The 23590-nt window shown below is 40.2% G+C and carries 21 protein-coding genes; 10 read left to right on the plus strand and 11 right to left on the minus strand.

Annotation, left to right across the window (positions count from 1 at the left end):
* Positions 1 to 115 precede the first annotated feature (115 nt).
* Complete coding sequence (locus EHQ16_RS04950) at positions 116 to 529, plus strand: hypothetical protein (protein WP_135635068.1); 414 nt, start codon at positions 116 to 118, stop codon at positions 527 to 529.
* Here the strand turns inward: EHQ16_RS04950 and EHQ16_RS04955 are convergent.
* Positions 514 to 1350, minus strand: coding sequence for a YihY/virulence factor BrkB family protein (locus tag EHQ16_RS04955; RefSeq protein WP_135635066.1), 837 nt, complete (start codon positions 1348 to 1350; stop codon positions 514 to 516). The two genes, EHQ16_RS04950 and EHQ16_RS04955, sit on opposite strands and share 16 nt — an antisense overlap.
* A 110-nt stretch (positions 1351 to 1460) precedes the next feature.
* Between EHQ16_RS04955 and EHQ16_RS19455 the strand changes: the two genes are divergently transcribed.
* Genes EHQ16_RS19455 through EHQ16_RS04970 form a run of 4 tightly spaced genes read left to right on the plus strand, consistent with a single transcriptional unit; the run spans position 1461 to position 5004 of the window.
* Entirely contained in the window at positions 1461 to 1622 is a 162-nt protein-coding gene (locus tag EHQ16_RS19455) for a hypothetical protein (RefSeq protein ID WP_165779465.1), read from the plus strand.
* A 48-nt stretch (positions 1623 to 1670) separates the two neighbouring features.
* Positions 1671 to 3611 carry an ABC-F family ATP-binding cassette domain-containing protein gene (locus tag EHQ16_RS04960; RefSeq protein WP_135635064.1) on the plus strand — a complete coding sequence of 647 codons (1941 nt, stop codon included), beginning with the start codon at positions 1671 to 1673 and terminating at the stop codon, positions 3609 to 3611.
* Positions 3611 to 3952, plus strand: coding sequence for a rhodanese-like domain-containing protein (locus EHQ16_RS04965; protein WP_135635062.1), 342 nt, complete (start codon positions 3611 to 3613; stop codon positions 3950 to 3952). Before EHQ16_RS04960 ends, EHQ16_RS04965 begins: the two co-directional genes overlap by 1 nt.
* Before the next feature lie 2 nt (positions 3953 to 3954).
* Positions 3955 to 5004 (plus strand): 3-deoxy-7-phosphoheptulonate synthase, encoded by a 1050-nt coding sequence (locus EHQ16_RS04970; RefSeq protein WP_135635060.1) that lies wholly within the window; start codon positions 3955 to 3957, stop codon positions 5002 to 5004.
* Positions 5005 to 5007: 3 nt separating this feature from the next.
* Here the strand turns inward: EHQ16_RS04970 and panB are convergent, their stop codons facing one another.
* From panB to EHQ16_RS04985, 3 genes are read right to left on the minus strand one after another with little or no spacing between them, the layout of a single operon-like run.
* Entirely contained in the window at positions 5008 to 5814 is an 807-nt protein-coding gene (panB, locus tag EHQ16_RS04975) for a 3-methyl-2-oxobutanoate hydroxymethyltransferase (RefSeq protein ID WP_135635058.1), read from the minus strand.
* Positions 5789 to 6262, minus strand: coding sequence for a 2-amino-4-hydroxy-6-hydroxymethyldihydropteridine diphosphokinase (gene folK, locus EHQ16_RS04980; RefSeq protein WP_135635056.1), 474 nt, complete (start codon positions 6260 to 6262; stop codon positions 5789 to 5791). Before folK ends, panB begins: the two co-directional genes overlap by 26 nt.
* 4 nt (positions 6263 to 6266) lie before the next feature.
* On the minus strand, positions 6267 to 7130 hold the full coding sequence (locus EHQ16_RS04985) for an ATP-binding protein (RefSeq protein ID WP_167482631.1): 864 nt from the start codon (positions 7128 to 7130) through the stop codon (positions 6267 to 6269).
* A gap of 233 nt (positions 7131 to 7363) precedes the next feature.
* Between EHQ16_RS04985 and fcpA the strand changes: the two genes are divergently transcribed.
* Entirely contained in the window at positions 7364 to 8266 is a 903-nt protein-coding gene (gene fcpA / locus EHQ16_RS04990; RefSeq protein WP_135635052.1) for a flagellar coiling protein FcpA, read from the plus strand.
* 60 nt (positions 8267 to 8326) lie between these two features.
* Here fcpA and EHQ16_RS04995 read toward each other — a convergent pair whose 3' ends face one another.
* The 3 genes from EHQ16_RS04995 to EHQ16_RS19635 are packed head-to-tail and all read right to left on the minus strand — an operon-like array spanning position 8327 to position 11777.
* Complete coding sequence (locus EHQ16_RS04995; protein ID WP_135635050.1) at positions 8327 to 10870, minus strand: ABC transporter permease; 2544 nt, start codon at positions 10868 to 10870, stop codon at positions 8327 to 8329.
* Positions 10867 to 11643 carry an ABC transporter ATP-binding protein gene (locus EHQ16_RS05000; RefSeq protein WP_135635048.1) on the minus strand — a complete coding sequence of 259 codons (777 nt, stop codon included), beginning with the start codon at positions 11641 to 11643 and terminating at the stop codon, positions 10867 to 10869. The genes EHQ16_RS04995 and EHQ16_RS05000 overlap by 4 nt, the downstream gene beginning before the upstream one ends.
* Positions 11643 to 11777 carry a hypothetical protein gene (locus tag EHQ16_RS19635; protein WP_265391022.1) on the minus strand — a complete coding sequence of 45 codons (135 nt, stop codon included), beginning with the start codon at positions 11775 to 11777 and terminating at the stop codon, positions 11643 to 11645. The genes EHQ16_RS05000 and EHQ16_RS19635 overlap by 1 nt, the downstream gene beginning before the upstream one ends.
* A gap of 419 nt (positions 11778 to 12196) precedes the next feature.
* On the opposite strand from EHQ16_RS19635, the gene leuS reads away from it, so the two are divergent.
* Entirely contained in the window at positions 12197 to 14800 is a 2604-nt protein-coding gene (gene leuS / locus EHQ16_RS05005; protein WP_135635046.1) for a leucine--tRNA ligase, read from the plus strand.
* A 4-nt stretch (positions 14801 to 14804) separates the two neighbouring features.
* On the opposite strand, the gene EHQ16_RS05010 is transcribed toward leuS, so the two are convergent.
* Genes EHQ16_RS05010 through thrC form a run of 3 tightly spaced genes read right to left on the minus strand, consistent with a single transcriptional unit; the run spans position 14805 to position 18075 of the window.
* Positions 14805 to 15965 carry an LIC10486 family protein gene (locus EHQ16_RS05010; RefSeq protein ID WP_135635044.1) on the minus strand — a complete coding sequence of 387 codons (1161 nt, stop codon included), beginning with the start codon at positions 15963 to 15965 and terminating at the stop codon, positions 14805 to 14807.
* Positions 15965 to 16675, minus strand: coding sequence for a hypothetical protein (locus EHQ16_RS05015; protein WP_135635042.1), 711 nt, complete (start codon positions 16673 to 16675; stop codon positions 15965 to 15967). The genes EHQ16_RS05010 and EHQ16_RS05015 overlap by 1 nt, the downstream gene beginning before the upstream one ends.
* A 50-nt stretch (positions 16676 to 16725) precedes the next feature.
* Entirely contained in the window at positions 16726 to 18075 is a 1350-nt protein-coding gene (thrC, locus tag EHQ16_RS05020) for a threonine synthase (protein WP_135635040.1), read from the minus strand.
* A gap of 95 nt (positions 18076 to 18170) precedes the next feature.
* Here thrC and lepB point away from each other — a divergent pair, with 95 nt between their 5' ends.
* From lepB to EHQ16_RS05035, 3 genes are read left to right on the plus strand one after another with little or no spacing between them, the layout of a single operon-like run.
* The gene (gene lepB, locus EHQ16_RS05025) at positions 18171 to 18770 is read left to right on the plus strand and encodes a signal peptidase I (RefSeq protein WP_244241931.1); all 600 of its coding nucleotides are present in this window, start codon (positions 18171 to 18173) and stop codon (positions 18768 to 18770) included.
* Positions 18771 to 18772: 2 nt separating this feature from the next.
* Positions 18773 to 20584: a penicillin-binding protein gene (locus EHQ16_RS05030; RefSeq protein WP_135635038.1), complete on the plus strand. Its 1812-nt coding sequence runs from the start codon at positions 18773 to 18775 to the stop codon at positions 20582 to 20584.
* Positions 20585 to 22489, plus strand: a complete 1905-nt coding sequence (locus EHQ16_RS05035; RefSeq protein ID WP_135635036.1) for a motility associated factor glycosyltransferase family protein — start codon at positions 20585 to 20587, stop codon at positions 22487 to 22489.
* Here EHQ16_RS05035 and EHQ16_RS05040 read toward each other — a convergent pair whose 3' ends face one another.
* Positions 22490 to 23548 carry an OmpA family protein gene (locus EHQ16_RS05040; protein WP_135635034.1) on the minus strand — a complete coding sequence of 353 codons (1059 nt, stop codon included), beginning with the start codon at positions 23546 to 23548 and terminating at the stop codon, positions 22490 to 22492.
* Positions 23549 to 23590 lie beyond the last annotated feature (42 nt).

The following is a 23590-nucleotide window of genomic DNA, read 5'->3' on the forward strand; positions in this document are numbered from 1 at the left end:
TTCTTAGGGAAACCGGAATTTGTTTTTCTTTTTCAAAAAACATTTTAAATCTTTCTTAGAAAAAATGAGATAAAATTTGCCTTAAAACCAGGGTTCCATTTCTATCAAAAAAGAAATGGGGATCACAGCCGAATACCAATCCGCTTTTACATCCAGCTTTCAAGAATTTTTTGGAAATGCTAAGGATGTAGGTTGGGAACTTTACCACTTGAGTTCGGAACCAGAAAACGATTTTCCTTCTTGGCTCACCTTTACCATCAGAAATCCGTTAGGTGGGAGAGCTTTGGTATTTCGATATCATAGTTTAGAAAATAAATTTTATGCCCACCTAAAAGTCCAAGTCATCCCTGGAGAAGAAAACTGGAGCCTTGACCAATTGTTTCATAAAAAAGGATACACCGATCTTGATGCGGATGATATCCTTTCTTCTGGTGGAGAGTGGCTTTTCTTTTCGCTCGCACGCCACTACTTTGGGATCATTATATCCTTTTGTCCGAGAATCTTAGAACCTGATTATTTTTTAGAATGAGATTTTTTATTTCGATCATCCGCAAGGACTTGGTTCCATAAAAATCCCCAAATAAAAAATGTTGAGTTGATATAAGTATACAACATCAAAACCACCATCTTAGATATCAAATCATAAGCTAAGGAATAGTTCACACCTACGTTTTTCATTTTTAGGTAAAACTGAAATCCAAAACTCATTCCAAGAACTAAAAGAGATGCAAAAATCGCACCCGGCAAATTTTCTTTTAAAGTGGTTTTTGCTTTGGTAATATAAGCATAATAGAATGTAAAAAGCCCAATGCTATATGGCAAAATAATCAGAGAGACTGATAAATAAGGACTATTTCTAAAAAATCCAAATCGAAACTTTTGGAACAAGTATCGTTCTGCGTGAACCATCCCATAGGTTAAATAAAAGTATAAAACTAGTAACACAAGAGAGATCACAAGCAATCGAAAGTTGATCCACTGCGAAGCAATAAAACCAACCTTTGTTTCATCCCTTGAAATAAAACGAAGGGCTTTGGATATGGTTCCAAAAATGGTTAAACTCGAAAAAAACGAAATGGCAATGCTCAGAGCAATTACATTGTAACTTTTAACTTTTGTTAGATTTTCAACACTTTTGTCTATGGGTTGGAAAATGGGTGCGGGTAAAAATTTACCAATTTGATCGGTCACTAAGTTGATCGTTCTTGGATCTTGCAAAAGTCCAAGTAAGGTCACAAAAACCACAAGAAGTGGGAAGAGAGTCAGAAGGAAAGTAAACGAAAGTTCCGAAGCCAGGCCATGGACATCGTACAAGTACACTTCACTGAAAAATCGTCGGAGTCGTTTCATCCGGTCAGTTTGCAACTTGTCTGTATTTTTGTCTTATTTTTCTTGCAGTCTCATTTACCGAGGAAACTCTGGAAGAATCTCAGTGACGTACCTAAAAGGGGAAAACTTCCATGTCAGAAGAAAAAGAAAAGAAGAACAAAAAAATCGCGAAAATGACTGTAGCAGAAATTGACTCAGCCATCAGCAAATCAGTGGAAACCATGAACGGCGAATCTAGCCTTTATGTAAAACACCTTCGCGAAAGAAAGGCGGAACTTCTAGCCAAGAAATAAGGTTAGTCCCTCCTAAATTCCCCGCCTTACGGCGGGTTTTCACAGCCCTTGATCCAATTCATCCAAATCCACCAACACTTCGGCCCCAAAGTCCTATTTGAGGGATTCAGCTGGCATATCAAACCAGGATGCCGGGTTGCCATTGTCGGCCCAAACGGTTCCGGGAAAACTACGCTTTTCCAAATGGCGGCCGGAAAGATGAAACCCGAATCCGGGGAAGTCATCCGTTCCAAAAATACCGTTCTTTCCCTTTTCCAACAGATCCCCGAATTTAGTCCCGAGACTTCTGTCATAGACACAGTCCTTGATGAAAACAAACTCTATGCACAGTATGATGGGAAAAGAAAAATCATAGAATCCAAATTCGAAACGATTGATCATGAAGACCCGGCTTTTGAGGAACTCCTTCATGAACAAAGTGATTTAGAAGAATTTGCCCACTTACACGACTTACACGGTCTCGAAGCTCGCGCAAAAAAAATTCTTTCTGGCCTTGGATTTTCAACGGCCGACTTCATTCGAAAAACCAAAGAATTTTCTCCGGGTTATCACCACCGCATTGGTCTAGCCATAGCTCTACTCAACCCACATAATTTATTACTTCTCGATGAACCTACAAACCATTTGGATGATAAAACCAAATCTTGGTTAGCTGACTTTCTTGTCTCACAGAACCAAGCCTTTGTTCTTGTAACACACGATCCTGAATTTTTAAACCAAACGGTTGATACCATCATTGAAATCAATCCCCATGGAACTTTTGAATTCCAAGGAAGTTTGGAAGAATTTTTTGAAGCCAAAAATGAAATCCAAGAACAACTAAGAGCCCAATTCGAAAAAGAAGAAACCTTTCTAAAAAGCCGAATGGAATGGGTGGAAAGATTTCGTGCCCAAGCGACCAAAGCAAGGCAGGTCCAATCGGTCATCAAACGATTGGAAAAAAGAGACAAACTAGAAAATCCAGAAGAATCTTTTTGGAACCAAAAACCAGACTACCAATTCCAATTTGTTCCTTCGAGTAATATCATCCTTCGATTGGAACATGCTTCTTTTTCTTATCCTGATAAAAACACAGGTGTGAAAAAAACGATTTTTGAAAATGCCGAAATCGAAATTTCCGCAGGTGACAAAGTGGCGCTCGTTGGCCCGAATGGGGCCGGAAAATCAACACTCATGCGTTGTCTTTTAGAAAGGCATAAGTTGGATTCTGGTTCTCTCTATTATGGACCTAAAACCAAACTTGGATACTTTTCCCAAACTCACGGGGAAGACTTGGACGAAAGCCTGAACCTTGTTGAAACCGTAATCAAAAAATACCCAGAACTCAGTGAAGAAAGAGCAAGAACCCTACTCGGACATTTTGCCTTTCCAGGGGATGGAGTTTTTAAATCCGTAAAACACTTATCAGGTGGAGAACAGAGTAGGCTTCGGTTGGCCCTTCTTGTGAACCACCCGACCAATTGCCTATTTTTAGATGAACCCACAAACCATTTGGACATTGTGATCCGGGAAGCAGTCAAACGGGCCCTCATTGATTTTCCGGGAAGCCTTCTCATCATCAGCCACGATCCCGATTTTATGAAGGGACTTTGTAACCGCACCTTCCAACTTTCTGGCGGAGTCTTACAAAACCTAAATTGCAGTTTTGACGATTATCTCAAGTTCCACAAAGAAGACGAAACAGAATCTCCGGCCCAAAATACTTCCGGCAAATCTAAATTTGAAGAAAAAAAGGCCAATCCGCAAGCCAGCAAAAACAAACGAAAGAAATTAGAGAAAGAAATTGCCGATTTGGAAGTCCAAATAGAGAGACTGGAAAAAAATAAAAAGGACAAAGAGGAACTTTTACAGGATCCGGAGTTCTTTAAAAACAGAAGTTTTCAGTTGGAAATGGACACTTATAACGATATTAAAAGAGAGATAACCCTCCTCACGAAACGTTGGGAGGATATTACGATAGAACTAGAGGAAATGGGCGGAGTCACATAATGGTACCGGAAATCGATGTAGTCAGTTTTAAAAAACGTCTGGATGCACGTGCAGAAGGCAAAGATGATTTTTACGTTTTGGATGTAAGAAATCCAAATGAACAACAAATTGCTCTGGTTCCTGGTACAGACAAACTCATTCCTGTGAGTGAACTTGCTGCTCGCATTGAAGAAATCAAAAGCCAAATTGATAAAGAAATTTTAGTGTATTGCCGTTCGGGTGGAAGGTCAGGAATGGCCTGTGGAATTTTAGCCCAAGCTGGATTTAAATCCTACAAAAACGTAGCCGGAGGAACCCTAGCCTATTCCGATTTAGTCGATCCTTCCATGCAAAAGTATTAATTATGAAACCTACAGCCAATTTAAGAATTTTAGAACAACATAGTCTGATCCCTCCTTCTGTCATTATGGAAGAACTTCCATTGACAGATGAAGCATGCGAAGTGGTCGTCCGCACGAGAAGTGAAATTTCTGATATCATTCACGGCAAAGACAATAAACGTATGTTAGTTGTTGTTGGCCCATGTTCTGTCCACGACATTGGTGCCGTCATGGAATATGCATCCAAACTCAAACCAAAAATCGAAGAGTTTAAAAATGAACTTCTCATAGTGATGCGAGTTTATTTTGAAAAACCAAGAACCACAGTGGGTTGGAAAGGACTCATCAATGATCCAGACTTAGATGGATCTTTTCATATCAACAAAGGATTACAACTTGCCCGCAAACTTTTGTTAGATCTTAACAATATGGGAATCCCTTGCGGAACCGAATTTTTAGATGTGATATCCCCACAGTACATTGCTGACTTAGTCGCTTGGGGTGCCATTGGTGCAAGAACCACAGAAAGCCAAGTCCACAGGGAACTCGCATCAGGACTTTCGGCACCTATCGGTTTCAAAAATGGAACGGATGGAAATGTTCAAATTGCTGTGGATGCCATTCGTTCGGCAAGTTCTAGCCATCATTTTCTTTCTGTTACCAACCAAGGAAGTAGCGCCATCTTTCGAACCGCAGGAAACAAAGACACTCACGTGATTTTACGTGGGGGAAACAAAGGGCCTAACTTTGATGAGGCGTCTGTAAAAGAAGTTGGATTACAAATTGAAAAAGCAGGCCTTCCTCCGAAAGTTATGGTCGATTGTTCTCATGGCAATAGCCAAAAAGACTTTCGCAAACAACCTGCCGTGATTGATGCCGTAGCAGAACAATTTGCCAATGGTAGCAACTATATCTTAGGTGTGATGATTGAAAGCCATCTCAAAGAAGGAAACCAGTCCATTGATGCGAAACCTCTGACCTATGGCCAATCCATCACAGATGCTTGTGTTTCTTGGGAAACAACGGTTCCTATGCTCGAGAGATTGGCAGAAGCTGCAAGAAAGAGAAAATAAAGTTTAAGTATCCAAAAACGCGTGGGCTTCCGATGGATACTCACGTTTCGAAACTTCGCGGTGGTATAAATTCACCGCATCCTTCACTGGCCCCGCAAGATTTCCAAACTTCTTTAAAAACTTAGGGTGGAAGTCTTCATTGAGACCTAGTAAATCCTGCATCACAAGTACTTGGCCCGATGTGTATTTTCCAGCACCAATCCCAATGGTAGGAATGCGCACGGCTTCTGTGATTTCTTTTCCGAGAGATTCGGGAACCATCTCAAGTAACAAAGCAAAGGCGCCTGCCTCCGAAAGTTCCCGAGCTTTACGAACCATTTTGGAACGAGCCGCTTCGGTTTTTCCTTGGACACGGTGTCCCCCGAGGGTGTGCACCGATTGTGGTGTGAGACCCAAGTGAGCAAACACAGGAATTCCCGATTCTGTCATTCGACTGGTTAGTTCGATGATAAAATCGGAATCCCCTTCCAGTTTCACACAAGAAGCATTGGTTTCTTTGAGCACACGGCCTGCAGAACGAATCCCTTCTTCAATGGATGTTTGGTAAGATAAAAATGGTAAGTCCGCAACAATGGTTTTGTCGGGAGCTCCCTTACAAACTGCTTTTGTATGATAGATGATTTCATCTAAAGTCACAGGAAGTGTGGATTGGTTTCCTTGGATCACCATTCCCAGAGAATCACCCACAAGGATACAATCTACTTCCGTTCGGTTGAATAGAGTCGCAAAGGTATAATCGTAACAAGTGATGACAGAGATAGGTTCTCCGGCATCGTATTTCTTTTTATACTGAAGAATAATGTTTTTCATGGTTTAGTTCCAAAAAGAGTGCATACACTCCAATTTCTCCCATATCGGTTAATAGTTGTTTGATGAAGGGTCTTGAATAAAGCGAATGGTGGGGCAGGTGTAAAAAATCAGTTTTCATTACCACTGCTTCATAAGTAAGGATATCGATATCAATTTCTCTAGGACCTTTCCAAGACCTACGTTTACGACCGAGTTTGTCTTCAATCCCTTGGAGAGAATCCAACAAACATGGTAGTGTGAAGGCAGAGGACACCATCACTTTTAGAATTTGATTTAGAAAATACGGTTGGTTTGTGTTTTCAAGTGGGGCCGTTTCCAATCGTTCCGATTGTTTTAAAATTTGAACTTCTGGTAAGGTAGAAATTTCCCAAATTGCCTGGTCCATAAAATGGTGTCTGTCACCGATGTTGGAACCCAGAGACAAAAAGGCAATGTTGGAATATTTCATAATCTTACCTCTTTACAAACTTAGTGCGGTAATCCGGACACTTAAGTTCAATCTCCTTTGTCATTTCCATAAGACGGGAATAAATACGGCCCTGCCCACGGTCTCTCCACTCCACAAGTGAATGGTTCGAAGTGAGAAGTGTGAGTTTCTCTTGTTCATAACGGCTATCAATCAGATCGTATAACTTTCGATTGTTGAATTCGGATTCTTTTTGGACTCCAAAATCATCAATCACAAGCACATCTACATTTGCAAATTCCCTTTCGATGGAACGTTCTTGCCCATGAGTTTCGCTATCAGATTGGTAAGTATCACGAATGGCAGACAAAAAGTCTTTATTCACTTTAGCGTACTTACATGTAATCCCATAACGAAAGATGAGTTCATTTAATATGACGCAAGCAAGTAAGGTTTTTCCAGATCCAGTCCCACCCCAAAGGTAAAACCCTTGCGGCGAAAAATCCGCATTTTTAAAATTATGAACGAGTTCATTGGCCCAGTCGTGTGCAACAATAAAGGTCATATCGGGATCGTTGACTGTGTCTCCAATATCAATATTGGATAAAAATTGGAAACGATACCTCGCAGGAATGTTGGCCTTTTCGACCAAATTCTCTAGGTTGCGAAGGGTAAACCTTGCATTATGACAAACACAGGGGAGCATTTTGTCCAACTTTCTGTCAAAGGTCATAAAAGGAGCCTGACCTTTCGACTCACAAGTGTTACAGTCGCTACCGATACAATGGCAAAGGACAAGGGCGCCGGAACGAGAGCCGCGAACATGTTCGGCCAAGGTAATCCCAACCCCACCACAGGTTTTACACTGTGGATTTCCGTCCCGGATGGCAGTAATTTCGGATAAATTCATCTCCAAGGAGCAATCTTCTCGAATTCTCTAAGCTGTCAAGGAATGAGATTTTTTAGGTGATTCAGGACTTATGTCCCTTTAAATCAAAGAGAATCGGAAGAAAAAGTTCGCGATTAGGTTTTTTTCCTCATTAATTCGTTATTATTGACTCTTGCCATTCCGATACTTTCATTGAAGAAATAGATAAACCTATTCCTTCAAAATATTGAAAGAGACAAAAGGGTCACACGACTATGAAGATTATTAAGTATCTCCTTATTCTCCAACTGGTGTCCGGCTTCAGTGTGCTTTTCGCACAAACTCAGCCTGCGAACGCTCAAGATAGCCAAGCGGCTAAAGACCAAGTCGACGAACTTCTCAAAGGCGAACTCGTTCCTGAGAATGACGATGCGGAACTTACCGAAGACCAAAAGAAGAGAAAGAAAGAAATTATGGAACAGGAATCTCTTTGGAAGAATCCTGATTTTAAAGGGTATAACAAAACTTTCCAAGAGTTACACCAACTTTCTAAAACTTTCGCAAACAACCAATTCCGATTGGCTCTTTCCAACTACCAATCCGGTGTTAACACCGTTATGAAAAATAGAGATTGGGTGGAACAGTACCGCAAAGAAGAAGCTGAGAAAAAACGCTTAGATGAAAAATGGTACTGGCAAAAAGTAGATCGTAAAGCAAGAGAAGAACGTGTAGTTTACCGTGAAAAAATGAAAGCGAAACAAGACGCTCTCAACTACTTCTCTAAAGCGATCAATCACCTTGATGAAATTAAAAACCCTGACTTAAGAGAAAGACCTGAGTTCAAAAGACTTCTTTCTGACGTTTATCGTTCTTGGATTATGGCTGAGTATGACCTACAAAATCTTCCTCAAACCATCCCAATTCTTGAACTTTACATCGAAATCGATGATAACGAGAAAGAATATCCTGCTCACAAGTATCTTGCAAGCGCATATAGCTTCGAAGAAAACATGATCAAAAAGACAAAAGGTCCAGATGATATGCTCTTCAAGTATCGTTACAAAAAGAACGTTCACTTATTACGTGCCACTGAGTTAAAATATGGAAAGGATTCTCCTGAATACAAACATATTGTTAACGTAATCAACCGAGATGAGGTTATTTCGGTAGCACAATAATCCCGAAAACATCTCTTTCAATGAGAAAGCCCGGTTTTGAAACCCCGGGCTTTTTTGTTTTTATTTAATTTCTTTTAGAACCGTCTTCGTTGGCATTCGAAAGAAACTAAAAAGTCCGAGTGCGTATAAACTCACCGTCACCAAACAAATTCCTAAGAACACAAACACCAATTGTCCGTAAGGATAAACACTTCTAAGTTCTAAAACCGAACGGTTGAGAACTTCGTTGGAAACAATGGAATAAATAAGTCCCAGTAAAAACGAAATCACAGAAACGAGAAGTGCTTCCCTAAGGAAATGTTTTACCATAAAGCGACTGTTCGCACCAATCACTCGTAATAAGGCAAATTCCCGTTTTCTTTCCGATTGGCTGGCATATAACGTTGTGAATACGAGAACAAAAGATGCTGCTAAGATAAAAGCCGTCATAAGAGCCATCATCTGTGTCACCTTCTCCAAAATTCCCATAAAGGCTTGGATGGTTTTTTCCGTATCAATTACGGTGATGTTGGGAAACTGATTCACAATGACCTTTTGTAATTGGTATCTGTCTTCACCAGAATCAATGAGTAAGGAAACAATATAAAACCGTGGGGCTTTTTCCAAAATTCCTTTGGAAAATAAGACTACAAAGTTTGGTTTCATATCGGCCCAGTTCACAGAACGTAAATTGGTGATTTTTCCAGAAACTTCACGGCCTTGGACATTGAAAGTTAGCTCATCACCCACTCCCGCTTGCAAATACCCAGCAAAGTCCCGTTCTACCGAAATTTCATTTCGTCCCGATTCGTCCCACCACGATCCTTTTGTCACCTCTTCTGTATCATACAACTCGTCCCGGTAAGATAAAAAGTATTCCCTGGTTCTCGCCGTAGCACGCCAGTTGCGATCCATTGCGTTTTTGATGGTATCTTCTTTTTTAATGGGTTCCCCGTTCACTTTGGAAAGCCTGGCACCAATCACTGGAGCCAAGTATTGTTTTTCCACAGGAAAAGCTTTAATTGCCGTTAGGAGGTCATTTTTTTGAGTCTCTCGGATGTCCAAAAGAAACATATTGGGCCTACGTTCGATCTCACGTGCTCCACTCAGTTCCAGTAAACTCTCTTGTAAGATGAGTGATAAGGTGAGAATGAATAGCGCCGATCCAAGACCAATGATCGAAAGTCGTAAAGCTCCCGATTTACGAGTGACTTTTTTAGTCACAAGGCTCCATTCTTTGGACAACCATCCCAGTTTAGAAATTTTTGTGATGAGAAGTCCAAGAATGATGTACAATCCGTACACAAGAACCGGTAGTGTTAACAAAACCAATGTAAACAGAATTCCTTTAAAGATACTTTCTGTTTCGAGAACCGCAAGACTGGTAAACAAAAGATAAATCAAAAGGAAAGATCCAAATTGCCATTTGGATGTGGATAAATTCCCACTGGTTTGTGATTCCACTTCTTTTAATGCGGCAAGAGGTTTCACCGATCTTGTTTCTAAAACAAGAGGAATAGAGATAAGAAGTGGTAACACCACTCCAAGTACCAAGCTCCATAAAAGAGAAGAGAAAGAAAGGCCAAAGGCAATCCCAGTTTCTACTGACATCAGACCACTGATATCGGGTAAAATCGATTGGATCGCATACCCAAGGACAAGACCAAGAGTGGTTCCTAGTATCGATAAAATGAATATTTCAGCAAAAACCAAAAGTAAAATCACATTGGGTTTGGCACCAAGACACATAAGAATCGCAATTTCATTTCGTTTTTCGAGTAACCGAGTGCGAACGGCTGTATAAACAGAAATGGCTCCTAAGAAAAAGCCAGCCAGAGCCAGGAGTGCCATATAATCAAAAGTGTTTTTGATAAACTGTTGGGATCCGGAATTGACTTCAGTATTATGATAAATGGTTAAGTCTTCTTTGATGAGGGCTTCAAACTCTTTGTCCTTCCAACCCAAACTGTCTACAGATTCTGGAAATTTAGCATAGATGGTATAACGAATGCGACTTCCACGTTGTACGAGTCCTGTTTTGTTTGCCGTATCTCTTAAAATGATAGATCCTGGAGCCGATCCTACAAAGGAACCCACAGCACCAGGTTCTTTCACAACAACACCAGCTAACACAAGTAAACTATCACCCAAACGAACACGATCCCCGAGTTTTAGTTTGAGATTTTCCACGAGAGATTTATCGAGTAGGACTTGGTTTGGTTTTAAATTACGATACGCAGACTCCGGTTCGGTTTTCATTTCCCCGTAGAATGGATAGTTTGTCTCCACAGCTTTGATAAAACTAAGGGAGTTTTCTTCCCCCGATTCATTGGATATCATGGATAAAAATTGGATGGAAGCACTGGTCTCCGAACCCTTCGGAAGGCTAGTTTCGACCAATTTTTCTGCAGTTTTAGTGATTTCTTGGGGGGATTGGAGGGCAATGTCGGCCCCCATAATCGATTTGGCCTCTCTCTTGATGGCATTGGCCGTATTGTCTTTGTAGGAATGGATTCCAATCACAGAACCCACACCGAGAGTGATGGAGACTACAATGAGTAAAGAATACCGAAACCGGGAGAAAAGCTCACGTTTCAGGTAAAAACGAAAAAGAGATGCTTTCATCGACTCGCCTGCTTAAGACTACCGGTCGTTTTCTTTTGTTTGGTGGTCTTTTTTGCGGTCAATTTTTGGGAAGAACTCTTCTTTCCGTTATTTTTATTGCGAGAATCCGAAATAATTTCCCCATCTTTCATTTCTAAAACACGGTCAGCGAGTTTCGCTACATCAGGGTCATGAGTGACCACAACAAGAGTGGTTCCTTGTTCTTTGTTTCTATACAACAAAAGATCTAAAACAGTTTTGCTATTTTTAAAATCTAAGTTAGCAGTGGGTTCATCGGCAAAAATAATCTTTGGATCGTTGACAAAACTTCTTGCGATGGCAATTCTTTGTTCTTCACCACCTGACAATTGTTTTGGGAAGTGTGTGGCTCTGTGTGACATAGCCACTGATTCTAAAATTTTTTCTGATTTTTTTAAAATCTCTGATTCTGTCAGAGAAGATTTTAAGTATAAAGGAATCCCTACGTTCTCAATGGCATTCAGTCCAGGAAGTAATTGAAAGTTTTGAAAGATAAAACCAATGTGATCTGCACGCAAATCAGCTAAATTGGATTCATTTTCCTTTGTGAGATCGGTTCCATCCAGTGCCACTACCCCTGTATCAGGTTTATCTAGACCGGCCGCTACACCAAGAAGAGTTGATTTACCTGATCCTGATGGGCCTATAATCGCTACAAATTCGCCTGTTTCAATGCGAAATGAAATATTTTTCAACACATCAATCGTTTCCGATTCATTGTGAAATGACTTAAACACATTTTTAAATTCCAACACTAGGTTTTTCCCCCAAAGATTTTATCACCTAACAAATAAGACATGACTAATAACGGGCATTTATCAGAAAAAATACCGCCTAACAACGATTTTTCAATTTTTTCCATAACAGTTATAATTTTTTCAATTTTCATTTTCGTTCCAACTATATTGCACCGATTCGAAAAAATTCTGACAAATTTTTACTTATCTTTTTGAGCGTACATCCTAATTTTTTTTGACCCCAAAGGTGGGGTTTCATATAAAGTAACTTCATCGTAGTGTTTCCCCTCCCCCCTTTGGGGAAGATTTTTGGGAGTTATGAACAGCACTGTCGATAAGCGGACTCATACAGGTAAATATAGAATGCTCGAATGCAATACACAGATAAAAAATGCAGACTTTATGAATGTGAAAATTAACAATCTTAAACCTTGTGCGGAATGTGGATCCGTCACTAACCTCTTTCAATACAATCTCTGTAAAGTTTGTCTGTCCAAGAGTTTCAAAAAGCTTGTAAAAATCATCGACTCCGTGAGAAAGTAGAATTACTACACTTTCTCTACGTTAGTCGATGAATTATCCATTCCAAGATATTGAACAAAAATGGCAAAAACACTGGGACGACAACCAGACCTTTCGCACAAACGCCCACTCAACCAAACCTAAATACTATTGTTTAGACATGTTTCCTTACCCAAGTGGCGCTGGCCTTCACGTAGGCCACCCTGAGGGATACACAGCCACCGACATCATTTCCAGACTCAAACGAATGGAAGGATTTGAAGTCCTTCACCCCATGGGTTGGGACGCTTTTGGTCTACCTGCAGAACGATATGCGATGACGACTGGGGTTCATCCTCGCACCACAACAAAGAACAATATTGATACTTTCCGTCGCCAAATCAAAAGCCTTGGCCTTTCTTATGACTGGGAAAGAGAAATCTCCACGACTCATCCCGACTATTACCGCTGGACCCAGTGGATTTTCTTGCAAATCTACAATTCCTACTTTGACAGAAAGTTAAACAAAGCAGTCCCCATTGCAGAACTGATCCAAACCTTCGAAAGAGAAGGATCTAGTTTTTTTGAAGGAAAAGAACTCCCGAAAGGAGTGCAGTTCTCTGCTTCTGATTGGAAATCCAAATCCCGCAAAGAAAAAGAAGACATTTTATCTCACTTCCGATTGGTGTATGAAGCCAATATCCCCGTCAATTGGTGTGAGGCACTCGGAACTGTTCTTGCCAATGAAGAAGTGGAAGAATGGACCTCCAAAGGGTATTCTGTGGAAAGAAAACCCATGCGCCAATACATGATGCGGATCACTGCTTACGCCGAACGTTTGCTAAACGATCTTTCTCTTTGTGAATGGCCGACATCCACCTTAGAGATGCAAAGAAATTGGATTGGGAAATCCGAAGGATTGGAACTGAGTTTCCCAGTTCCTCACTTATCCAAAGACATCACTGTTTATACAACAAGACCTGATACCATCTTTGGTGCCACTTACCTTGTCCTTGCCCCAGAACATCCTTTGGTAAAAGAACTCACCACTGCAGAACAAAAATCAGCAGTCGAAAAATACCAAAAAGATTGTTCTTTAAAAAGTGATTTGGAAAGAACCGAACTAAATAAAGATAAAACTGGAGTTTTTACGGGATCTTATGCTAGTTTGCCTACAGATCCATCTGTAAAAGTTCCGATTTATATTTCCGATTACGTTTTAATCTCCTATGGAACCGGTGCCATTATGGCCGTTCCTGCTCATGACCAAAGAGACTATGACTTTGCCGTGAAGTTCCAACTTCCGATCAAACAAGTGATCGATGGAAAAATGGAACCAAACCTTGCTTTTGATTCAAAAGACTCTGTTTGTATCAACTCTACTTCCGCAGAAGTTAAGTTAGATGGTAAATCTTACAAAGATGCCTTCCAAACAATGACGACTTGGGCGGAAGGAAAGGGAATTGGTCGCAAAAAAATCCAATTCAAACTCAGAGATTGGTTATTTGCCAGACAAAGGTATTGGGGTGAACCCATTCCTCTGGTTCATTTTGCCGATGGAACTCCGAAAGCTCTCTCTGAATCAGAACTTCCTTTAGTTTTGCCAGACCTAGAAGAATTCAAACCTTCGGGAACAGGTGAATCACCTCTTGCCTTAGCAAAAGATTGGCTTGTGTATACGGATCCAGTCACAGGTGAAGTAGGCAAAAGAGAAACCAATACCATGCCGCAGTGGGCAGGCTCTTGTTATTATTATCTTCGTTATATCGACCCAAGAAACAACGAGAAACTCATTGATCCAGAACTCGAAAAAGCTTGGATGCCTGTCGAAGTGTATGTGGGTGGGGCAGAACACGCCGTATTACACTTGCTATACTCTAGATTTTGGCATAAAATCCTTTTTGATTTGGGCCATGTTTCTTCCCCGGAACCTTTCCAAAAATTGGTGCACCAAGGCCTCATTCTCGGGGAAGACAAAGGAAAAATGTCCAAGTCCAGGGGCAACGTAGTCAATCCGGATGATGTGGTTTCTGAATTTGGTGCTGACACACTTCGCCTTTTTGAAATGTTTATGGGCCCGTTTGAAATGTCCAAACCTTGGAGTAAAAACGGTGTGGATGGGGTCTTTCGATTTTTAAATCGAGTTTGGAGACTCTTTCATTCAGGGGAAAACGAATCCTTCTTTGTAGAAGATATCGAACCAAACGAAGCAGAACTCAAAACCCTTCATCGTACGATTAAAAAAGTAAAAGACGATATAGATAACTTCTCATTCAACACAGCCGTATCGCAAATGATGATCTTCATCAATGAGTTCACAAGTAATCCAAGAAAACCGAAAAAAGTATTGGAACCTTTTGTTCTCGCACTCTCCCCTTTTGCACCTCATTTAGCAGAAGAACTTTGGGCTAAACTTGGTTATAAAGAATCCCTAGCTTACCATCCTTATCCAAAATGGGATGAGAAGTATTTGGTGGATGCCAATATCACGATTGTGGTGCAAGTGAATGGAAAGATGCGAGGAGAGTTTCTCGCCCCTCGTGAAATAGAGGAAAAAGAAGTTTTGATTCTTGCCAAAGCAGTAGAAAAAGCAAAACCATTTTGGGAAGGCAAAGAGATCAAAAAAGAAATCTATGTGAAGGGAAAACTCGTCAATATCGTAGTAGCTGGGTGATCTTTTACAAGATCACCATCACAAAAATCAAAACTCCAAAAAGTACGATGGTGATAAAAGCACCCATTAACATAAACAAGTTAGCTCCAGAAGACTTGGATTCTTGTGCGGGGGCATTCCCAACTTTCTTTTTCTGACCTTGTGCCGCAGAACCTTTGTTTGGTGTACCTGCCATACTAGCAGGTTTAGGAATGGCAACCTTTACAGGATGTTCTTCCACCGAATGAAGTAAATACTGGTTTGGTCCTTCTGCAAAAATATGATATTCTGTTTTATTCCCGGCAATTCCTAGAAACCTTCCCACCACTGGTTCTTTTGAAATTTTTCCTTCTTCATCGATGAGACCAAGGATTTGCGCATTGGTTAATCCTTCTGGGGTTTCTGTTGGTACCCGAAATAGAATTTCCATCCCTTCCATTAAATTATCAAACTCCACTCCATTGATTGGTGAAATGACAGTTTTCATATTCAATTCTTTAGGGAAAGAAGTCCGGTATTGCGCAATTTGGCGTTCGAGGGAAGACAATTCACCTCTTGCCGGTTCGGTGGAAACACCTGGAACCGATGCATCTTTTGCGGAAGGAGTTTCATCTTCTGGTTTAGGAATGGGTAAAATTACACCTTTCATTGGATTTTCATACCGAAACTTGGCAGTAGAAAGTTTATCTACTTCAGCTTGTAGTTTAATATTTCTTCCTTTGGTTGCTGCGAGTATTGGCATTTCTAAAATTTCAGCGATATGAGAAGGATCTTTTTTTTGCCAAAGGGGGAGTAGTTCCTCTAACTTCTCTTTGGTGAAGACTCTATGAACCGCACGTCCAATGTTTTCAGAAATTGCCGGATCATAACCGCCAGTTTTTCCAATATCCCCTAAGTCAGTAGAGATCTGGACATGATCAGCAAAGGTTCGGATTCTTCGGAATGTTGGTGAGGTTCCCACTACAGCATAAAGTTCCATCACATGTTTACGAATGGAGGAAACCAGAATGAGAACCATTCCGTTCAAACTGTCCAAATCGATTTTTATTTTCACAAGATAACCATCAGTAATTTTACCTTGTAAAACTTCCTTGGCTTGTTCGTCCGTAAACACGGCTTCTCTTGTCAGACCGATTAGGTCTGCTTGTCTTTTGAGTTGGTCTGCTTTTGAGCTTAATTCGGACATTATTCTACAAACAACTGTTCGTGGGTCTCAGTAGATTTTGGTATCTCACTTAAATTGACTTCCACTCGCGCTATTGTTTCCTTTTTCCTTTCTGATGAATATATAGAGAGCAATCGACGATCAAAACCAGATTGGGACAATAATATTTCTACCATTGTGATTCCCATCCCCGCTCCCTCCGTACTATCGCCGTGTTCCATAAAGAACTCGAATAGATTATCATACTTTTTCGCATTAATAAACTTTTCTTTTACTCGTTCTGCCTCAATGGGCAATAATGGAAAATTATTTCTGATTTCTAGGTCGATTTTGTCCTTTTGGTAGATGCAGGTGATTTTTACAAAGAGTCCCGTCTCCCGCATTTTCTTTTTATAATTAGGGAATTTTCTTTCATTGAGACTGGTTTTAAAGAGTTTCATCCCTTCTTCATAATCTTGTAAATTTTGAATGTTGAGTTTGAGTTCTTCAAAGATGATTCGTTTGATTGCCGCTTTTGTCGAATTGACGATGAGTTCCTTGGCAGCTGTATAAAAAAGCTCCATCAGGTCTTCACGACCCACGGAACTTAAAATCCGAAGTAAAATGTATTTGAGTTTGGCTTCACCGATATCCCCCATCACGTAGGTGATCATGGAGATCTTTTTTCCCAGTTCCACGGCACGATCCACCGAGGTGCAAAACTGGGAAGTTAGTTGGATCTCTTGAGACATACCGGTAAACTGAAAAAATTTGCCAACATGTAGGGGATTTGTCTAGCGATTTATGATTTCTTAAGTTGTTTGCCTAGGATTTCCATCACTCCACTCAGGTTCGGTTTGCAGGACTGGATCCGGTTTTTCAGCCTTTCATCAATATTAGGGATTTTCCCTTCATGGTAGGCCAATTTGAATTCGGTAAACTTGAGGCCGTTTGCCGTGGAAATCACAACCACCGACTCACCTTTTTTCACCACACCCGATTCCAAGGATTTCAAAAGTGCCGCAAGAGCCACACCGGTATGAGGATCATTGTAAAGTCCGTATAAATCCCCGCGAGCGGCTGCATTGGCCAACTCTTCTTCTGTAGCCACTTCCACAACACCGCTGAATTTCTTTAAAACCCGAATGGCTTTTTTCACAGAAACTGGATCACCGATTTGGATCGCAGAGGCTAAAGTTTTTTCCGCAGTTACAGGAGCAAAGTCCGCAAAACCTTTCTTAAACGATTCGTAGAGAGGGCTTGCATTTTTCGCCTGAGCTAAAATAATTCTTGGTAATTTATCAATCAGTCCAAGTTCCAACAACATTTCAAATCCCATTCCGAGAGCAGAAACATTTCCTAAGTTTCCACCAGGAATCACAATCCAATCCGGAACTTTCCAACCTAACTGTTGTGTGATCTCAATTGAAATGGTTTTTTGACCTTCGATTCGCAGCGAATTCATTGAGTTTGCTAGATAAATTGATTTTTCTTTGGTGAGTTCTTTTACCACTGCCATACAACCATCAAAGTCTGTTTCGAGTGCCAAAACAAGAGCCCCATTGGAAACAGGTTGGATGAGTTGGGCCGTTGATACTTTGTTTGCTGGTAAAAGAATGATGGAAGGAATCCCAGCTTTGGCAGCATAGGAGGCAAGAGCTGCAGAGGTATCACCGGTGGAAGCACAAGCTACCGCTTGGATGGGCACTCCGTCCGCGATCATTTGGTTGACTTGGCTCACAAGAACCGTCATCCCTAAATCTTTAAAAGAGCCCGTATGAGAAACCCCGCACTGTTTGACATGAAGACTGCCTAGACCCAAATCTTTGGCAAACCGACTGGCATCATACAAATGAGTTGTCCCTTCCCCTGAAGTGATGATATTTTCATCGCTTATTCCAGGGAGAACCCATTCCTTTTTCCCCCAAACCCCAGAAGCATTCGGGAATTGGCTCGAACGAAACCGAGATTCAAATTCTGATTTCCATTCTTTTGCCGAAACTTGTTTGAGACTGTCTATATCATGTTCGACATTTAAAAGTTCCCCACAAGATTCGCAGGAATAAATCACCTGGTGGAGAGGATAGGTTTTTCCACAGGAGTCGTTTGAACAACGAAACTGTGCTCGGAATTGATATTTTGTAAGTGACATAGACTTCTCTAGGCTTCAGATTTACGGAAAGTTCCTTTTCCATTCTTGAGAAAGGGGAAAAATGCACGAATGATTTTTATCGTTTTTTGATGGATATGGAAACAGAAACTAAAGTCTCCCGCCTTTGGGCCAAATTCAAACGTTACACTCGTCGTAGCATTCTCATCTTTTTCTTTCTCTGTTTCCTCCTATTTGTGCGTATTTTTCTATTCCAAATTTATTCCATCCAGGGAAATTCCATGTATCCGACCTTAGAACACGGATCTGTGGTTTTTGTTTGGAAGGGTGGATTTGCCATTTCTGCCAAATTCTTTGGAACGGAACTTCTTTATACAGATCCCAAAATTGATAAATTGGATTTGGTTTTATTTGTCAGTCAAGAGGACGAACTTGTCGTCAAACGAGTGATAGGTTTACCAGGAGAATTTTATTCCATCGAAGCCGGACGGGTTCTCATCGACTCCACTGAGTTACTAGAAAACTATCTTCCGAAAGGAACTTATACAAGCGAACCGAGTACATCCATTTTTATCAATCGCCACAACTCTCCATTTCTTGCTATGGACAGACAAGGGAGAATTCCCCCTGGATATTATCTACTTTTAGGTGACAACAGACAGTATTCAACGGACTCCCGTTCGTTTGGACTTGTGCCTGTTGAAAAAATCAAAGGCAAAGTAATCTTTTATTTCTGACGATGACCGAATACAAACAACGTTTTAAGTATATTATTCTTTTTATACTCTCTCTATTTGCCATTTTACTCTTTCGAGTGATTTATCTTACTTACTTTAACGATAATATCATCAATCTTAAATCGAGTAAATATGTCCAACGCGGAACCATCTTTGACAGACGAGGGATCGAACTTGCAATTTCTCGTGAATCGGCAACGGTTGGGATCGATCCCACAAACATATATGATCAGGAACTCACCGCACAGGAGTTAGGCCCTATTCTCGGGATCACTCCAAACAAACTCATTGAAACCATAAGGGAAAAACAAAATTACTTTTTATTAAAAAGGGAAATTGAACTTACCAAAGCTGAAAAAATCAAAGCACTGTCTCTCCCTGGTGTCCGAGTGGAAAAAGAATACAAAAGAATTTATCCACAAGGAAGTTTGGCTGCCAGTTTACTTGGATTTACCGGATATGATGACGACAAAGCACTCTCGGGCCTTGAGATGTTATTCAATTTGGAATTATTATCTACACCTGATGCAGAATCGAGTAAAGGAAATAATGTCCATCTAACAATCGATAGTATCATTCAATATAGATTAGAAAAATCATTACAAAAAGCTTTTATCCAAACTGTTTCCAAACGTGGGATCGGAATGATTATGGATACGGAAACGGGAAAAATTTTAGCGATGGCTTCTTATCCTAATTTTGATCCCAATCATTTCCAAGATTTTCCTTTGGAGTCGCATACCAATTGGTCCATCCGCCATGTGTATGAGCCTGGATCCACGATGAAAATCTTCATTGCTCTTATGTTACTCAATGAAGGAAAAATCCTTCCCGGTGAAAGATTTCATTGTCCCGGTTATATTGAAATTGGAAAAACCACCATTCGTTGCACTGACAATCATGGCCATGTGAATTTGGACGAAATTTTACAATACTCTTGTAACGTAGGAATCATCAAAGCTGCCCAGAAAATTGATGAAGCAACTTACTATAATTATATGGAGAAATTCAAGTTTGGAAAACGAACCAATTTTTCCATTCATGAAGCCAAAGGATATTTACCTCCTTTAAATAAATGGAACAAAAGTACACCCTACTTTTTATCGATAGGCCAAGGACTTTCTGTCACACCCATCCAACTCATTTCCGCAGCAGCAGCTGTTGTGAATGGAGGGATTTTATTTGAACCTTCTGTGGTTTCTCAAGTTACCAATTCCTACGGAGAACTGGTTCATGAGTTTTCAATTAAAAATGAACTGCTCGGAATCAAAGAAGGAGCAGCCAAAAAAACATTAAACGCAATGGGAAAGGCAGTCTCCCAAGGAACAGGAAAAAAAGCCTATTTAGAAAACTACTTTATCGCAGGAAAAACAGGTACTTCTCAAAAAGCAAAAGCCGGTGCGGGATACCAAGCTGGTCTTTTTACGGCGAGTTTTCTTGGATTTTTTCCAGCCGAAAAACCTAAGTATGTAGGCCTTATTGTTTTTGATGAACCTGGTGGAGAAACTCATACGGGTGGTGGGATTGCGGCGCCTGTCTTTCGTGAGGTGGTGGAAAGTATCATTCCTATCGTAGAAAAAAGTGAAAAAGCACTAGTATATCGATTGAAGGGTGAACGAAATAAAATTTATAAACTCGATCCCAAGGTGATGCCTGACCTTACTGGATTCACAGCTTCCGAAACCATCCAAATTTTAAAACAACTCAAAGCAGAATACAAATTAGAAGGTTCTGGATTTGTCAAATTACAAGATCCCAAAGCAGGATCTTCACTTTCACCCAATGCTGTGATCAAAATTGTTTTGGAACCTTAAGTGAACGAGTTTTATCTAGAAAAAAATCTAGCGGCCTTACCTTCGCAACTTGCGGCACTGATTCAAAATCCAGAAAAAAATTTTGAAGGATTACATTCACAAAATTTAAAAACCAATCCCACTTACCAACTGACAAAATCAAAAGTTGGAGATCCAACTTTAGAACTAGATGGAGTTTGGATCCACAGCCGGTTTGATCCTAAAAAAGAAGCAGAACGGTTTGCCACCGAACTTCCCCATGATGGCAGTGAACGTATTTATCTTTTGTTTGGTGCAGGACTTGGATACATCATTCCTTATCTTCTCGAAAGAGAAAAAGTAACCATCATCTGGATGGAACCATATCAGTTTTTCATCAAAGAATCCTTTCAAATTTTTGACTTTTCCAAACCATTGTTAGATGAAAAATTAATCCTTATCACAGGAGAAGGATTAGAAGACCAACTCTCCGAAGCAGTCAAAGGGAAAGGAACACACCCCATTAGTTTTGTTCCACATAGGGGATCTTGGCAATGGAGAGAATCAGATTATCTAAAACTTCGTCATACCGCCGAACAGATGTTTCACAAAAAAGATGTGAACCTTGCTACCCTCACACGGTTCGAAAAGATCTGGGCCAAAAATATTTGTTACAATCTTCCCGAATTATCCAAATTTCGCCCGGTCTCCGATCTATTTGGAATTGCCGAAGGAATCTCGATTGTTGTTTGCGGTGCAGGTCCAAGCCTTTCCGAATCCATACCCGATTTAACAAAGTACAGAAACCAGTTTCTCCTTCTCGCAGTCGATACGGCCCTGCCCATCCTGAATTCTTTTGGTGTAGAACCCGATTTGATTTTTTCGGTCGACCCACAAGCCTTAAATAGCCAATATCTGGAAGATGATTCTGGAAATGGAATTCTTATTTTTGATCCCACATCCACCTATATAAGTCTTAGGTTAGAGAAGGGGCCAAACAAAGGTTTTGTGACCTCTTCTCCTTTTCCTTTGATTGGACTTCTCGAAAGAACTGGTTTCTCGGAGATTGGTTCTGTACCATTTGGTGGTTCCGTATCTACCAATGCCGCCAGTCTTGCGACTCTAATGGGGGCAAAGTCTGTTTTTTTAGTGGGCCAAGATTTGAGTTTTACAAAAGGTCTTGCACATTCCAAAGGGGCAGTGCTCGAAGAACGATTGAATTATTTAGAATCCAGGAAGTTTCGCCGGGAAAAACATAATTACAAACAACTGTTTGCCTTACCCCAAAAAAAAGTCACAGGGAATTTAGAAGAAACCTATATCACCAATGAAAAGATGTTAATCTTTAAAAAATGGTTCGAAGACCATGCAAAAGAAAATCCTTGGACTAACCTAACCAAGTTTGGGGCAAAATTAGAAGGAATCCCTCATTCCAATTTTGAAAAAGAGTTTGCGAGTGATGAAGGCGAAATAAAAACCCAAACCAATTTGGTACAATCTGTTCGCAATCGAATCCAATCTCAATTGAAAATAGAAAACCCTTTTTTCGATCAAAAACAATTGGTTTCAGAGATTCGGTCCACAACGGAAGCATTGTCGGAATTTGTTTCTACCGTCAAACGAGGGCTTGTTGTTTCTCAAAGGATTTACAACCAAATCCAAAGGAATCAAATCAACCCCAAAACCTTTTCCGAAGACATCAAACAAATGGATTCAATCGATGAACAAGTATCTGGAAAAAAGGGTTTGAATGAAATATTAAGTTTGGGAATCCAAAGAGTGATTTTAACCATCACAGAAGGTTATGATGACAATCTAACATTGGAAGAAAAAGAAAACGCACAACTAGGTGTTGCAAAAAAATCTTTATTGTTATACGAAGGATTATACGAATCCGTTCGGTCTACCAAACGGATGCTTACGAAATCACTCTATCGAATGTTATAATTAATTCGATGATTCTGTAACGGATAAAACTGTAAAATCTACACGTCTATTTTTGATGCGACCTGCTTCAGTGGAATTGGACTCAATTTCTGCCGTTTCACCAAACCCACGATAGTCGAGTTGTGTAACACTGACTCCATTTTTTACCAATTCATCAAAGATAAACTTAGCACGTTCATCGGATAGGATTTTGTTTTCATCCATCTCACCAATAAAACAAGTATGTCCTTTGATTCGAATCCTAATTCCAGGATATGCTTTTAATGTTTCTGCTAGAGTAGCAATTTTATCAGCCGCAACATCTTCTGTTTGCATACTTTGTTTGATAAAACGAATTTGTAAGTCGTTGATGTAACGAATGGCTGATGCTCTAGATTCAAATCGGCTCGATACTTTACCTTGAGATAACTCCACTCGTTCCAAAGATCTATTTCCCATCTCAGTGGAAACATTCGCACCTTGGTTTACGTTTTGTGGTGATTTGGAAGTACGATTACAACTACGAATTCCAAAAATAATGAGAACAATAAAAAATACGAAAACCAATCCTAATAAGATGAGTCTACCGATTCGATTTTGTTTCGGTGTGATTTGAAATTTATTTAATGCGACAAGTTCATGGTATTCCGGTGTAGGAGCCACTTCGTCACGTGATGTTTCGCCAAACTCATAACTGTCGGTATAAGGAGTAAAACCTTCATCAGAAGATTTAGCAGAACGAACTGAACTTCGTTTTGTTGTGGATTCTTTTTTCGTAGATGCTTTAGTAGAAGATTTTTTCTTTGCAGCAGGCACGGAAATTTTTGCTGCCCATTTACGAATTTCAGAACGAAGGTATTCATCAGCGTCAGGGGAAAATTTAAAATTATCTCGAATGTATTTTACAGTACGTTTTTCAACATCTGTATAATCACCACCATCTTTGATAGCATCAAATAAGGTCTTGGCGACGTTTTTACCAATGGGAGCTTTGCTACGTTTGGTGGCTTTTTCAGCAATTTCTAACAATTCATTATCATATTGTTTACCACTTATGGTACGGTAATAACTATCTGCCACGTGAAAGCTCCTTTATAGATATATCGACAGGTGAGGCCAATC

Origin of the sequence: Leptospira kanakyensis, assembly GCF_004769235.1 — a bacterium.
GTDB lineage: Bacteria > Spirochaetota > Leptospiria > Leptospirales > Leptospiraceae > Leptospira_A > Leptospira_A kanakyensis.

What these genes read in the sequence shown, in the direction of transcription:
- leuS (WP_135635046.1), top strand. Translation starts at nt 12,197, where the DNA reads ATGAATTATCCATTCCAAGATATTGAACAAAAATGGCAAAAACACTGG.
- EHQ16_RS19455 (WP_165779465.1), top strand. Translation starts at nt 1,461, where the DNA reads ATGTCAGAAGAAAAAGAAAAGAAGAACAAAAAAATCGCGAAAATGACT.
- fcpA (WP_135635052.1), top strand. Translation starts at nt 7,364, where the DNA reads ATGAAGATTATTAAGTATCTCCTTATTCTCCAACTGGTGTCCGGCTTC.
- EHQ16_RS19635 (WP_265391022.1), bottom strand. Translation starts at nt 11,777, where the DNA reads ATGAAAATTGAAAAAATTATAACTGTTATGGAAAAAATTGAAAAATCG.
- EHQ16_RS04970 (WP_135635060.1), top strand. Translation starts at nt 3,955, where the DNA reads ATGAAACCTACAGCCAATTTAAGAATTTTAGAACAACATAGTCTGATC.
- folK (WP_135635056.1), bottom strand. Translation starts at nt 6,262, where the DNA reads ATGAAATATTCCAACATTGCCTTTTTGTCTCTGGGTTCCAACATCGGT.
- EHQ16_RS04950 (WP_135635068.1), top strand. Translation starts at nt 116, where the DNA reads ATGGGGATCACAGCCGAATACCAATCCGCTTTTACATCCAGCTTTCAA.
- EHQ16_RS04965 (WP_135635062.1), top strand. Translation starts at nt 3,611, where the DNA reads ATGGTACCGGAAATCGATGTAGTCAGTTTTAAAAAACGTCTGGATGCA.
- EHQ16_RS04985 (WP_167482631.1), bottom strand. Translation starts at nt 7,130, where the DNA reads ATGAATTTATCCGAAATTACTGCCATCCGGGACGGAAATCCACAGTGT.
- EHQ16_RS04995 (WP_135635050.1), bottom strand. Translation starts at nt 10,870, where the DNA reads ATGAAAGCATCTCTTTTTCGTTTTTACCTGAAACGTGAGCTTTTCTCC.
- EHQ16_RS05030 (WP_135635038.1), top strand. Translation starts at nt 18,773, where the DNA reads ATGACCGAATACAAACAACGTTTTAAGTATATTATTCTTTTTATACTC.
- EHQ16_RS05010 (WP_135635044.1), bottom strand. Translation starts at nt 15,965, where the DNA reads ATGTCCGAATTAAGCTCAAAAGCAGACCAACTCAAAAGACAAGCAGAC.
- EHQ16_RS05015 (WP_135635042.1), bottom strand. Translation starts at nt 16,675, where the DNA reads ATGTCTCAAGAGATCCAACTAACTTCCCAGTTTTGCACCTCGGTGGAT.
- panB (WP_135635058.1), bottom strand. Translation starts at nt 5,814, where the DNA reads ATGAAAAACATTATTCTTCAGTATAAAAAGAAATACGATGCCGGAGAA.
- EHQ16_RS04955 (WP_135635066.1), bottom strand. Translation starts at nt 1,350, where the DNA reads ATGAAACGACTCCGACGATTTTTCAGTGAAGTGTACTTGTACGATGTC.
- thrC (WP_135635040.1), bottom strand. Translation starts at nt 18,075, where the DNA reads ATGTCACTTACAAAATATCAATTCCGAGCACAGTTTCGTTGTTCAAAC.
- lepB (WP_244241931.1), top strand. Translation starts at nt 18,171, where the DNA reads ATGGAAACAGAAACTAAAGTCTCCCGCCTTTGGGCCAAATTCAAACGT.